Source organism: Bradyrhizobium sp. CCGB12, assembly GCF_024199845.1.
In the GTDB taxonomy this organism is placed as follows: Bacteria; Pseudomonadota; Alphaproteobacteria; order Rhizobiales; family Xanthobacteraceae; genus Bradyrhizobium.
In genome coordinates, this window is sequence record NZ_JANADO010000001.1 from 8490519 (window position 1) to 8502347 (window position 11829).

Genomic DNA, 11829 nt, shown 5'->3' on the forward strand with positions numbered 1-11829 from the left:
AAGGTTTGGCGGCAAAAACAGGGTTAATCGAGGCTTAACGGTCTTGTAGCACTTTGGCCCAGAAGCGGCCGCAGGCAGAACAGACGCGTCAGGAATGAATCCGCGCGAGCACTGTTGGGACTAAACCTGCATCCGCTGCGACAAAGAGGCTCACGAAGCGTTAGGCAATTCCGGCGAGAGAAAGTTGGGGGTGGCGAGAGTTGGATGCGCCGCCCTTTCCGTGTCGAGAGCTGCCGAAGCGAGAGCGTCGAGCAACAGGTTCATGTGAATTCAGGCAGGCGGGGCGCGCCGCCTGCATTGAAGCGCGTTTAGGAGCAATGGATGGCCACCAAGGCAAAGACGCTGCAGGCGAAGGACAAGGAAAAAGACGACAAGGCAGCGGATGCGCCGGAGAAGGATTCCCAGGACGCGCCCTCGCCCTTGCTCGACCTGTCCGACGCCGCCGTGAAGAAGATGATCAAGCAGGCCAAGAAGCGCGGCTTCGTGACCTTCGATCAGCTCAACGAAGTCCTGCCGTCCGACCAGACCTCGCCCGAACAGATCGAGGACATCATGTCGATGCTCTCGGACATGGGCATCAACGTCACCGAAGCCGACGATTCTGAAGGCGAGGAGGACAAGGACGAGGGCGGCGAGGACGAGACCGACAACGAGCTCGTCGAGGTCACCCAGAAGGCCGTCACCGAGGTCAAGAAGAGCGAGCCGGGCGAGCGCACCGACGATCCCGTGCGCATGTATCTGCGCGAGATGGGCACGGTCGAGCTGCTGTCCCGCGAAGGCGAAATCGCGATTGCGAAGCGCATCGAGGCCGGCCGCGAGGCGATGATCGCAGGCCTCTGCGAAAGCCCGCTGACCTTCCAGGCCATCATCATCTGGCGCGACGAGCTCAACGAAGGCAAGATCTTCCTCCGCGACATCATCGATCTCGAAGCGACCTATGCCGGCCCCGACGCCAAGGGCGGCATGAACACCGCGATGATCGCAGGTCCCAATGGCGAGGCCGGTGAAGCGCCGGCCGAGGGTGGCGAAGCCACCGCGTCCGCAGCCGCGCCCGCGCATGTCGCGCCGCCCGCCGCGCCCCCGTCGCCGACCCCGTTCCGTGCCGCGCCTGCTCCCGGCGCCACCGAGGCCGGCGAGGAGAAGGATCCGGGCGAGGCCGCCGCCGAATCCGACATGGACGACGATGAGTTCGAGAACCAGATGTCGCTCGCGGCGATCGAGGCCGAGCTCAAGCCGAAGGTGGTCGAGATCTTCGACAAGATCGCCGACAGCTACAAGAAGCTGCGCAAGCTTCAGGAGCAGGACATCCAGAACCAGCTCCAGAACGAGTCGCTCTCGCCGCATCAGGAGCGCAAGTACAAGAAGCTGAAGGACGAGATCATCGTCGAGGTGAAGTCGCTGCGCCTCAACCAGGCCCGTATCGACTCACTCGTCGAGCAGCTCTACGACATCAACAAGCGCCTCGTCTCGCATGAGGGCCGCCTGATGCGCCTTGCCGACAGCCATGGTGTGGCGCGCGAGGATTTCCTGCGCAACTACACCGGTTCTGAATTGGATCCGCGCTGGCTCAACCGGGTGTCAAAACTCTCGGCCAAGGGCTGGAAGAACTTCGTCCACCACGAGAAGGACCGCATCAAGGACCTTCGCCACGAGGTGCATCAGCTCGCGGCCCTCACCGGCCTCGAGATCGTCGAGTTCCGCAAGATCGTGCACTCCGTGCAAAAGGGCGAGCGCGAGGCACGCCAGGCCAAGAAGGAGATGGTGGAAGCCAACCTCCGTCTCGTGATCTCGATTGCGAAGAAGTACACCAATCGCGGCCTGCAGTTCCTCGACCTGATCCAGGAAGGCAACATCGGCCTGATGAAGGCGGTCGACAAGTTCGAGTATCGCCGCGGCTACAAGTTCTCGACCTACGCCACGTGGTGGATCCGGCAGGCGATCACGCGCTCGATCGCCGACCAGGCCCGCACCATCCGCATCCCCGTGCACATGATCGAGACGATCAACAAGATCGTGCGCACCTCGCGCCAGATGCTCAACGAGATCGGCCGCGAGCCGACCCCGGAAGAGCTCGCCGAGAAGCTCGGCATGCCCCTGGAGAAGGTCCGCAAGGTCCTCAAGATCGCCAAGGAGCCCTTGTCGCTCGAAACCCCCGTCGGTGACGAAGAGGATTCACATCTCGGCGATTTCATCGAGGACAAGAACGCGATCCTGCCGATCGACGCCGCGATCCAGTCCAACCTGCGCGAGACCACCACGCGCGTGCTGGCCTCGCTCACGCCGCGCGAAGAGCGCGTCCTGCGCATGCGCTTCGGCATCGGCATGAACACCGACCACACGCTGGAAGAAGTCGGCCAGCAGTTCAGCGTGACGCGCGAGCGCATTCGTCAGATCGAGGCGAAGGCGCTGCGCAAGCTGAAGCATCCGTCAAGGAGCCGGAAGCTGCGGTCGTTCCTCGACAACTAACCCGGATCGCCATGCCCGGGCTCGACCCGGGCATCTATCCAAACGCAAACGGCGGGCCGAAAGGCCCGCCGTTTTGTTTTTGCCGTCATTGCGAAGAGCTCGCGACAAAATTGCGTAGCAATTTTGCGCTGATGCGAGGAAGCAATCCATGTCTTCTGTTGCGGCGCGATGGATTGCTTCGCTTCGCTCGCAATGACGTGGAGAGGTTGAAGATCTACTTCTTCTTCGCCCCGACCCTCTCGATCCGCTTGATCTCGAGCGGCGGGCGGCCGCTTTTTTCGGCGATCTCGCGGTCCTGCTCCATGATGAAGCCGCGCGCGGGTTCGTCGCCGTCGAGGCCGCCGAGCAATTCCGAGGGTACGCGGCGGTTGGAGCGCTGGGTATCGTCCTCATAGATGACGTTGAAGAAGGCGAATTCGCCTTTGGGATTGGTTCCGGGTTTCTTGGCCATGGCGGCTTGTCGTCGATCAGCGGGCCGCAGTCAAATGACTTCGGCGGTTGTCGACATCGGAGTTGAGCCAGAGCGCTGCAGCGGATGATTCTTGATTGAATCGATGCGCGCTCGGAGCTCAAATCACCTCTCCGCGTCGGGGAGAGGTGAACTACGGACAGCCGAGCAGACCTCACTCCATCATGTTCTGAACTGGTCAGCAGCAGGCTTGGTTTGATTGGGCTTGGCTTGATTGGGTTTGCCTATCGACGCGCGGCGCCGAGCGCCTGCCGTGACCTCAGCCTCAATAAACGGCGGGCCGCAAGCCCGCCGTTTATTTTGGTCTTCAGCATCACCCGGGGCTGGCAGGGTGACAACCTAAAATAGAAGGCTACAGAATGCGTCCCGCGTTGGCAAGGCAAATCGTGTGGGCGTCGATGTCGCAGCGTGCGCATCAGATATGCGTCGATCGCGACATGCGGCGCTCATGCGTAGCGAAACGACTGTTTGGATCGTCAATCACTTTGCTCATAGGTCTGCTCTCACGATGCAGCGCCGGCTGCGCGCCTTGTAGGAAAGCGCGCCCTCCTGCACCTCTTCCCGCCGACGCGCAGAAACCGTGAGCCGGCGAGTTCCATTGTTGCGGTGCATGTCTCAATGCGTGCGCCTGCGCGGCCTCAGCGTCTCGGCGGCGAGCCGCGTCCGCCGTCATGTTCGTCGCGTTCTCTCACCTGTTTACGCGTTCGCGCCTCGCGCGTTCTGGAGCCTTTCATCCCCCAATGTCGGCATGGCGATGTTGGGGCGGATCAAATGCGCGCCTTCACGGTGAGCTCTTGTCGCTTTGACGCGAATCCGGTTCCCGGGCATGATCGCGCGCCGCTTTCTGCTCTTATTCGTCAGAGGATTTCCCCGCATGTCGAGACTAGCCCTGGCCACCGCCTTCGTCCTTTGTCTGGCCGGCGGGTCGGCGCAGGCCGCGCGCTGCGGCGGCGATTTCAACGCGTTCGTCGCCAGCATGGCCGCCGAGGCGCAAGGAGCCGGCGTCTCGGCTGCTGTGACCAATGCGGCGCTCAGCGGCGTGACGCAGGATGGTGCCGTGCTCGCCTTCGACCGCCGCCAGCGCCACACCTTCAACAAGAGTTTTGAGCAGTACGTTTCGACCCGTGTCGGTCCGGGCCGCATCAATGGCGGCCGCGCGCTGCTCCAGCGCCACGCCGCGCTGCTCTCGCGCATTGAGCAGCAGTTTGGCGTGCCCCGCTATATCCTGGTCGCGATCTGGGGGCTGGAGAGCGATTTCGGCAAGGGCGACACCGGCAAGCTGCCCGTGATCAAGACGCTGGCAACGCTCGCGCATGACTGCCGCCGCACCGATCTGTTCCAGGGCGAACTGCTCGCCGCGCTCAAGATCGTGCAGCGCGGCGACCTGCCGCTGCGCGACCTCATCGGCGCCTATGCCGGCGAGATCGGCCAGACCCAGTTCCTGCCGTCGTCCTACATCAAATACGGTGTCGATTTCGACGGCGACGGCCATGTCGACCTCCGCCACAGCGTCCCCGACGTGCTCGCCTCGACCGCGAACCTGCTTCACACCAACGGCTTCAAGATGGGCCAGCCCTATGGCGAAGGCACGCCGAATTTCGAGGCCATGCGCGAGTGGAACAGGGCGGTGGTCTACAGGAAGACGATCGGGTATTTCGCGGATCGCTTGATGGGGCAGTAAGGGGACGTGAGAGGGTCTTGCGAAGACTCTTTCCAATCGTCGTCCTGGCCTAGCGCGCAATTGCGCGCGGGGGGGCCAGGACCCATTACCCCAGGCGGTAGTTGTTGCGACGGGTCTCAGTCACTTGCATGAGCTGAGTAACCGCCAGTCTGCACCAAACTGAATGCGGCGGTTATGGGTCGGCTTTCGCTAGGACGACGGCGGAGAGAGAGGCGGGCGGCGTCGCATCACCCTCACTTCGCCCCCTTCGCCATCTTCTCCAGCTTCCGTTGCAGCGGTGCCCAATATGTTCCCGGGCGGAAGCGCTGCAACAGGTCCATGAAGCGGGCGTCGTTGCCGATCAGGATGCGCGGCGCGTTGTTCTCGATGCCCCTGATGATGCGCAGCGCAGCGTCCTTCGGCGTGGTCTTCGCCGCGTTCTCGAACCGCTCGATCGATTGCGCGCGGCGGGCATTGTCGGTGACGCCGACGCCGGTGCGTGAATTGCGCGCGATCGCGGTGGCGACGCCGCCGGGATGCACCACCGACAGCCTCACCGGGCTGCCCGCCACCGCAAGCTCGTGCCGTACGCTCTCCGAGAAGCCGCGCACCGCGAACTTCGCCGCCGCATAGGCCGATTGTCCCGGCGGCGCGATGATGCCGAAGATCGAGGAGAGGTTGACGATGTGCGCCTCGGGCCTCGTCTTCAGATGTGGCAGGAAGGCGCGCGTGCCGTGCACCACGCCCCAGAAATTGATGTCGAACAGCCACTCCATCTGCGCCTGGTCGATCTCGTCGAACGCGCCGAGCAGCGCCACGCCGGCATTGTTGACGACGATGCCGAGCGCGGGATGCGCCGCGGTCGCCTCGCTCGCGAATTGCGCGATGTCGTCGGGCTTGCCGACGTCGACGCGATGCAGGCTGACCTTACGTCCCGTTCCGATCTCCGTCGCGAGCGTCTTCAGCCCCGCCTCGTCGCGATCGGCAAGCGCAAGGTCGCAGCCGCGTCGCGCCAGCTCGATCGCGAGCGCGCGACCAATGCCGCTTGCGGCTCCCGTGATGGCGGCGGCGCCGCGAATCGCAGTCATGAAATCCCCCCGTCAAGTCCCCCGCAAGAGGAACTTGGATTTACATTTTTTCAGAATGGAACCGAACCGCAAGCGCATTGGCTCTTTAACTTACGTTACGCAAGCAAGCATTGGGAGCCGCTGATGGGACAGGCACAACCGTTTCATGCAACTGCGCTGATCGTTGAAGACGATGCCCTCCAGCGGGAGATGCTATGTCTTCTGTTGGAAGAGAGCGGCTACCGGGTGATCCAGTGCGAGAGCGCCGAGGCGGCCGAACGCGTCCTCGACAAGAATGCCGGCGCGCTCTGCCTGATGCTGACCGATGTCCAGCTGGCCGGCCGGATGAACGGGGTCGAGCTCGCGCATGTCGCCAAGGATCGCAATCCCAGGCTCGACGTCGTCGTCACCTCCGGTCGTCCCTTGAAGCAGCCCTTGCCCGACGGCGCAAAATTCTGGTCCAAGCCCTGGGCACCGCTCGACGTGCTGCGCGAGGCCGAGCTCGCACAGCTGTCCTGACGGGGTGTCCCCGGCAGCCGCTTTTGCGGAGCGAGACGCGGTGATAAGGTCCGCCCATGACTTGGTCCTTCCTGTTGACGTCGCTGATCGTCGTCGCCTCGCCGGGCACCGGCGTGCTCTACACGCTGGCTGCGGCGCTCACCCGCGGCTCGCGCGCGAGCGTCGCCGCGGCGTTCGGCTGCACGCTCGGGATCGTGCCGCACATGATCGCGGCGATGCTCGGCCTTGCCGCCGTGCTCCACACCAGCGCGCTCGCCTTCGCCGCGTTGAAATGGTGCGGCGTGGCGTATCTGCTCTACATGTCCTGGCAGGCGCTGCGCGAGACCGGCGCGCTGGCGGTTGAGGGCAAGATCGAGGAGCGGTCGAACGGCCGGGTCATCGTGACAGGTTTCCTGATCAACATCCTCAATCCAAAACTGTCGATCTTCTTCCTCGCCTTCCTGCCGCAGTTCATCGCTCTCGACGAGGCCCATGTCCTGGCGCGAATGCTGGAATTGAGCGGCGCCTTCATGGCGATGACCTTTGCCGTGTTCGTCGTCTATGGCCTCTGCGCCGCCTCGGTGCGCGAGCGCGTCATATCCCGCCCCGCCGTCATGGCCTGGCTGCGCCGCAGCTTTGCCGCCGGGTTTGCCGCGCTCGGCGCCAAGCTCGCATTTGCGGAACGGTAAATTCCTCATCTCGCCCCCGTTGCTTCCTTCACCTCTCCCCGCCTGCGGGGAGAGGTCGGATCGCCCTTGCGATCCGGGTGAGGGGGTACAGGTCTCTCGACAGTCTCACATGCGGAGAGAGGCCCCTCACCCCACCCTCTCCCCGTAAGAACGGGGAGAGGGAGTGAGAGAGCAGGGCTCCCCTCAACACTCACCCAATAAAAAAGCGGGCCTGTTGCCCGCTGCTTTCAAAACCCGCTTATCCGACGCCCGGGCGGAGCGAGGCTCCACCCGGGCAAAGAAAAAGAAGCCTCGTTACTTCTTCTTCGCCTTCTTGGCCTTCTTCGCCTTCTTCTTCGCCGCCTTCTTCGCTTTCTTAGCCATAGTATCCTCTTAAGGGTTAATGGTGGAACGCGACACGAGGGATGCTCGGCGGAGGGCCAGCCTCGCAACATCCTCGACGACAAACTCAGCAGATTCGGAGCCGCCTGCCCCGCGCCGTCACATCTGTGTCATCGTGTTATCCACAGCTCAGATGCATTTTCGGGTGATTTTCGCCCGCGAATCCGCATCAAGGCGTCGGTGCCGCATCGCCGGCGGCAGGCTTAACGATCCGACAACAAGACGGTGCCGTTCATGAATCCAAAACCAAAGGCGCGTTTTCAACGAACGCAGTGAGGATCCATTAAGCGCAACCCACGCATTGTTCCCCGCAAGAAAACGGGGATGGGTGATGGACGAACGGCTGCCAGGGAAGGGGGGCGGGACGCTGCGCACGCCGCACGCGCCATGCTGAACGTACCGACATTGTGGACGGTCTTCGTCGTCAACTTCCTGGCGCTCGGCCTGATCTGGGCCTACGTGACGCGCTCCTATCCGAAATTCGCGGCCGCGCGGTTCTGGATGGCATCGTCCTTCGTCGGCGCTGCGGGCGCGATGACGGCCCTGGCCCGCCTGTTCGTCACGTCTCCCCTGCCGCTTCTGCTCGGCGCTGCCGGCGTCATGGCGGCGAGCTGCTTCGCCGCCATGGGCATTCAGCGTTTCTACAACCGGCCGGTCTCGTGGCGTGTCATGATCGCGACGCAATGCCTGAGCCTCGCCGGCGTCGTGTTCTTCATGGTCGGCTTCGAGCACATGCAGCTGCGCATGCTCAGCTATACGATCGGTCAGGGGTTGCCGCTGGTGCTGGCGCTGCGTCTCTTGCTGTCGCCGCCGGAGGGCCGCGTCAGCCCGGGCGCGCGGCTCTCCGGCATCGTCATCCTCTGCATCGTCGGGATATTCGTGGTGCGGACGGTGGGCAATCTGCTCGGCCACGATTTCTCGGCGGTCGCCGGCGGCCAGACCCATGCCGTCATGGTGCTGGGGCTGCTGTTCCTGTCGATGACGCTCAATTTCGGTTTCCTGCTGATGGCGATGGATCGCTTGCGGGGCGAGGTCGCCGATCTCGCGCTGCTCGACGATCTCACCGGCGTCGCCAACCGGCGGCATCTGCTGCAGCGCTTGGCCGAGGAATGCGCCCGCTCGGAGCGCAGCAGTGAGCCCTTCTCGCTGCTGGTGATCGATCTCGACGGCTTCAAGACCATCAATGACACCCATGGCCATGCCGCGGGCGACGCCTGCCTGCAGCACTTCACCCTGATGGCGCAGACGCGCCTGCGGCCCGGCGACCTGCTCGCCCGCACCGGCGGGGACGAGTTCTGCATCGTGCTGCCGTCGTCGTCGCTGCGCGAGGCGGCCGCGATCGCCCGCCGCGTGCTCGAGGTCTGCCGTCAGGACGCCGCGACCTGCACCGGCAGCGACATCCCGATCGCGATCTCGATCGGCGTCGCGCAGTGGGACCGCGGCATCGGTCAATTTCCAGACCGCCTGATCGCGCATGCCGACCACGCCCTCTACGACGCCAAGAAGAACGGCAAGAACGACTTTGCCGTGTACGATCCGGCGCCGCCGCTCTCGCCCGAGCCGATCGGTCCCGGTGAGTTCGCGCGCAAATTCGCGTAGAGGCTGTTTTTGAGCATGATCTCGTCGGAAAACCGCTGCTCACTTTTCCGGATCATGCGCTAGACCAAGGTCCGCACAGGATCCGCATGATGATGTCTCGCTTGCTCGCGGCCGTTCTCGCCGCTCTGTTTTTGACCGCTTCCGCCATTGCTGAGGACGCTGAGCTCACAAAGCTCGCGCGCGCCTCGGGGACGCCCGACATCCCCGGCCTGAAGATCGTGTGGCTGGCGCCATGGGGCGACGTCGGCAGCGCAAACCCCTGGCGCAACATCATCGTGCACCAGACCGAGGGGCCGGCGGGCTCGGCGCGAGGCGGCGCGCAAGCACAGGCCAAGAACCCGACCCGGCGCGGCGTCACGGTGTGGGTCGAGACCGACGGCACGGTCTACTGGGCGGTGGCGGAAAACCTGGTGCCGACCCATGGCGACGGCGCCAACCGCAACGACAACAAATACATCGACAACCGGTCGACCTATCGCCAGGTCGTGCGCGACAATTCGATCGGCGTCGAGTTCGCTGGCAATTACCCCGACGTCGCGGCCGGCCCGACCGAAGCGCAGGTCGCGGCGTGGAAGATCCTCGTCAAGGTGCTGCGCGCGCGCTACGGCATCCCGCTCGACCACGTCTATGCGCACAACTGGATCGACTACAAGGACGCCCGCTATTGCGAAGGCTGCTGGCTTGCGACGCTGGCGAGGATTTGGGGGGAGTAGTCGAGCAGGTGCGTCCGGCAGCCGGTGGCCGAAACCACCGGTGCCGAACGGCCAGTGAGAGCGACCGCCGACCATTTTCCTCGGCTTCCCGAGCTTCCCATGTTCAGGGGAATGCCTTGGGAAGATCGGCGGAAGGCTTCGTGACGATCTGATGCGCGTCGCGCCAGATCACTTCGCGCTGGTGCGACGTCGTGATCGTGCGCACCGGCAGGCCACCCTCCTCGAGCAGCCAGGCGCAATAGCGCGCGCGACTGACAGCTTCGCGGGCTCGCGGATCGAACCAGCAAATACCCCAGATCGAGTCACGCCGCTTGAAGTGCCGCGCGATGCGCCCGGGAAGCGGCAGATGCTGCGCGAACCAGTTGAACTGGTCCGAGAGCTCCTGCCGAATCCAAGCCGGGCAGTCGTTTCGCTGGATATACCAGGACGCACGAAAGAAGCCGCTCTCCACGCGGCTGTGCGGGTGGATGAGCGGTGTAACGAACCGCAAATACATGACGACACGGCGCGACGCCGTGTTGCGTCACGCCCCTCGTAGCCAAATTGAATGAACGGAAGAACAGCCGCGAAGCGGCGTTCAGCTCATGACCGGTCGCCGGCGACCTGTGGGCGGCGGTCGGAACGTGTCGATCTCAACTTCATGCCGCCTCCCTGGAGAGCGTGAACAAACGGCGCGGGATTGCGCCGGGGCCGCAGCACATACACGAGCGGACGTGCTGCGACAAGCATGATGGCTGGGAATGATCGACCGCAATCTCACACCGGCTGCGCCATCCAGCCGAACAGCCGCCGGATCAGGCCCGGCCGCCGCGGTAATTCCGGCGGGCCGTCCGCAGCGAGCACGCGTTTGAAGAAGTAATCCAGGAATACCATGTCGTTCGGCTCGGTGACGGTGAATTGCTCCTCGCCGAAAAATACGCTGTAACTATAGAAGAACGGGCCCATCAGCGGGATCGTCGCTGTGCCCGCATAATCCTTCGAGATCACGAACTCCGACGGCTCGAGCCCGTGCTCGCGCATTGCCTGCTCGACCAGCGGCAGCTTGCGCATGAACTGGGCTTCGAAGCCGCCCACGGTGGATTGCAGGATGATCGACACGATGTCCGTCCAATCGATGCTGTCGGTCCGATCATCTTGGGTCGGCAGAGCGGCAACGCGGGTTCAAGGCTAGCCCGGTTCGACATCGACAAAGGGAAGGGGAATGTGATCGCCGCCTCACATGACACCGAGTGTGGGACTGCTTCTTTCTTCCCAATCAAAGAAAAAAGCCGGCGTTGCCGCCGGCTTTCTGCTTCTTTCGATCCGCCAATTCCTAGCGCCGTCGCCCCGCTTAATGCGCGGCTTCCAGCGCGGCTTGCTCTGCCCTTGCGATCGTGCCCTTGACCGCCGACTGCACCTTCTCGAAGGCGCGGACCTCGATCTGACGGACGCGCTCGCGCGACACGCCGAACTCGGCGGCAAGATCTTCCAGCGTCATCGGCTCATCGGCGAGGCGGCGGGCCTCGAAGATGCGGCGTTCGCGCGGGTTGAGCACGCCCATGGCGCCGTTCAGCGCGCTACGGCGATGATCATATTCCTCGTGCTCCGCCATCAAGGCTTCCTGGTTGGGCGTGTTGTCGACCAGCCAGTCCTGCCATTCGCCGGCTTCGCCGTCGTCACGGATCGGCGCGTTGAGCGACGCGTCACCGCCGAGGCGGCGATTCATGTCGATCACGTCCTGGTCCGTCACGCCGAGGCGCTTGGCAATGGTCGCGACCTGGTCGGGGCGGAGATCGCCCTCGTCCAGCGCGTTGATCTTGCTCTTCGCCTTGCGCAGGTTGAAGAACAGCTTCTTCTGGTTCGCGGTGGTGCCCATCTTCACGAGCGACCAGGAACGCAGGATGTACTCTTGAATCGACGCCTTGATCCACCACATCGCGTAGGTGGCGAGACGGAACCCCTTCTCGGGTTCGAATCGCTTCACCGCCTGCATCAGGCCGACATTGCCTTCCGAGACGACCTCGGAGATCGGCAGGCCGTAGCCGCGATAGCCCATGGCAATCTTAGCCACGAGGCGGAGATGGCTGGTGACGAGTTGATGCGCCGCGTCGCGATCGTCATGCTCGCGCCAACGCTTGGCGAGCATGTATTCCTGCTGGGGCTCCAGCATCGGAAACTTGCGAATCTCGGCGAGGTAACGGGAAAGGCCGGATTCTCCATTGAGGACCGGCAAAGCAGCGGTACGGGCCATAGTGCGCCCTCCAAAAGGTTCAGGCCCCCGATAGCGGCGGGCCAGGCAGACGACCGC

At 63.8% G+C, this 11829-nt stretch carries 12 protein-coding genes; 7 read left to right on the forward strand and 5 right to left on the reverse strand.

The annotated features are described in order from the left end of the window. The first annotated feature begins 321 nt into the window (after positions 1-321). Complete coding sequence (gene rpoD, locus NLM27_RS39105; protein WP_254148333.1) at positions 322-2466, forward strand: RNA polymerase sigma factor RpoD; 2145 nt, start codon at positions 322-324, stop codon at positions 2464-2466. A gap of 214 nt (positions 2467-2680) precedes the next feature. Here rpoD and NLM27_RS39110 read toward each other — a convergent pair whose 3' ends face one another. Continuing rightward, positions 2681-2917 carry a hypothetical protein gene (locus NLM27_RS39110; protein WP_254148334.1) on the reverse strand — a complete coding sequence of 79 codons (237 nt, stop codon included), beginning with the start codon at positions 2915-2917 and terminating at the stop codon, positions 2681-2683. Positions 2918-3809: 892 nt separating this feature from the next. Here NLM27_RS39110 and NLM27_RS39115 point away from each other — a divergent pair. Beyond that, positions 3810-4616 carry a lytic transglycosylase domain-containing protein gene (locus NLM27_RS39115; RefSeq protein WP_254148335.1) on the forward strand — a complete coding sequence of 269 codons (807 nt, stop codon included), beginning with the start codon at positions 3810-3812 and terminating at the stop codon, positions 4614-4616. A 233-nt stretch (positions 4617-4849) separates the two neighbouring features. Here the strand turns inward: NLM27_RS39115 and NLM27_RS39120 are convergent, their stop codons facing one another. Further along, the gene (locus NLM27_RS39120; RefSeq protein ID WP_254148336.1) at positions 4850-5683 is read right to left on the reverse strand and encodes an SDR family oxidoreductase; all 834 of its coding nucleotides are present in this window, start codon (positions 5681-5683) and stop codon (positions 4850-4852) included. A 123-nt stretch (positions 5684-5806) separates the two neighbouring features. Here NLM27_RS39120 and NLM27_RS39125 point away from each other — a divergent pair, with 123 nt between their 5' ends. From NLM27_RS39125 to NLM27_RS39145, 5 genes are all read left to right on the forward strand, one after another. Further along, positions 5807-6181, forward strand: coding sequence for a response regulator (locus tag NLM27_RS39125; RefSeq protein WP_254148337.1), 375 nt, complete (start codon positions 5807-5809; stop codon positions 6179-6181). Between the two features lie 56 nt (positions 6182-6237). Continuing rightward, positions 6238-6849 carry a LysE family translocator gene (locus tag NLM27_RS39130; protein ID WP_254148338.1) on the forward strand — a complete coding sequence of 204 codons (612 nt, stop codon included), beginning with the start codon at positions 6238-6240 and terminating at the stop codon, positions 6847-6849. 163 nt (positions 6850-7012) lie between these two features. Next, positions 7013-7225 carry a hypothetical protein gene (locus NLM27_RS39135; RefSeq protein WP_254148339.1) on the forward strand — a complete coding sequence of 71 codons (213 nt, stop codon included), beginning with the start codon at positions 7013-7015 and terminating at the stop codon, positions 7223-7225. Positions 7226-7617: 392 nt separating this feature from the next. After that, a complete protein-coding gene (locus tag NLM27_RS39140) occupies positions 7618-8829 on the forward strand; it encodes a GGDEF domain-containing protein (protein ID WP_254149034.1) in 1212 nt (403 codons plus the stop codon). 86 nt (positions 8830-8915) lie between these two features. Continuing rightward, positions 8916-9542 (forward strand): N-acetylmuramoyl-L-alanine amidase, encoded by a 627-nt coding sequence (locus NLM27_RS39145; protein WP_254148340.1) that lies wholly within the window; start codon positions 8916-8918, stop codon positions 9540-9542. Positions 9543-9645: 103 nt separating this feature from the next. Here the strand turns inward: NLM27_RS39145 and NLM27_RS39150 are convergent, their stop codons facing one another. The 3 genes from NLM27_RS39150 to rpoH all read right to left on the reverse strand — a co-directional run bounded on the left by NLM27_RS39150 (position 9646) and on the right by rpoH (position 11772). After that, the gene (locus NLM27_RS39150; RefSeq protein WP_254148341.1) at positions 9646-10038 is read right to left on the reverse strand and encodes a hypothetical protein; all 393 of its coding nucleotides are present in this window, start codon (positions 10036-10038) and stop codon (positions 9646-9648) included. 260 nt (positions 10039-10298) lie between these two features. Beyond that, complete coding sequence (locus NLM27_RS39155) at positions 10299-10640, reverse strand: hypothetical protein (protein WP_254148342.1); 342 nt, start codon at positions 10638-10640, stop codon at positions 10299-10301. 232 nt (positions 10641-10872) lie between these two features. Beyond that, a complete protein-coding gene (gene rpoH, locus NLM27_RS39160) occupies positions 10873-11772 on the reverse strand; it encodes an RNA polymerase sigma factor RpoH (RefSeq protein WP_254148343.1) in 900 nt (299 codons plus the stop codon). Positions 11773-11829 lie beyond the last annotated feature (57 nt).

Bases quoted from the DNA above. Each gene is read 5' to 3' on its own strand.
- rpoD (WP_254148333.1), top strand. From the start codon at position 322: ATGGCCACCAAGGCAAAGACGCTGCAGGCGAAGGACAAGGAAAAAGAC.
- NLM27_RS39110 (WP_254148334.1), bottom strand. From the start codon at position 2,917: ATGGCCAAGAAACCCGGAACCAATCCCAAAGGCGAATTCGCCTTCTTC.
- NLM27_RS39115 (WP_254148335.1), top strand. From the start codon at position 3,810: ATGTCGAGACTAGCCCTGGCCACCGCCTTCGTCCTTTGTCTGGCCGGC.
- NLM27_RS39120 (WP_254148336.1), bottom strand. From the start codon at position 5,683: ATGACTGCGATTCGCGGCGCCGCCGCCATCACGGGAGCCGCAAGCGGC.
- NLM27_RS39125 (WP_254148337.1), top strand. From the start codon at position 5,807: ATGGGACAGGCACAACCGTTTCATGCAACTGCGCTGATCGTTGAAGAC.
- NLM27_RS39130 (WP_254148338.1), top strand. From the start codon at position 6,238: ATGACTTGGTCCTTCCTGTTGACGTCGCTGATCGTCGTCGCCTCGCCG.
- NLM27_RS39140 (WP_254149034.1), top strand. From the start codon at position 7,618: ATGCTGAACGTACCGACATTGTGGACGGTCTTCGTCGTCAACTTCCTG.
- NLM27_RS39145 (WP_254148340.1), top strand. From the start codon at position 8,916: ATGATGATGTCTCGCTTGCTCGCGGCCGTTCTCGCCGCTCTGTTTTTG.
- NLM27_RS39150 (WP_254148341.1), bottom strand. From the start codon at position 10,038: ATGTATTTGCGGTTCGTTACACCGCTCATCCACCCGCACAGCCGCGTG.
- rpoH (WP_254148343.1), bottom strand. From the start codon at position 11,772: ATGGCCCGTACCGCTGCTTTGCCGGTCCTCAATGGAGAATCCGGCCTT.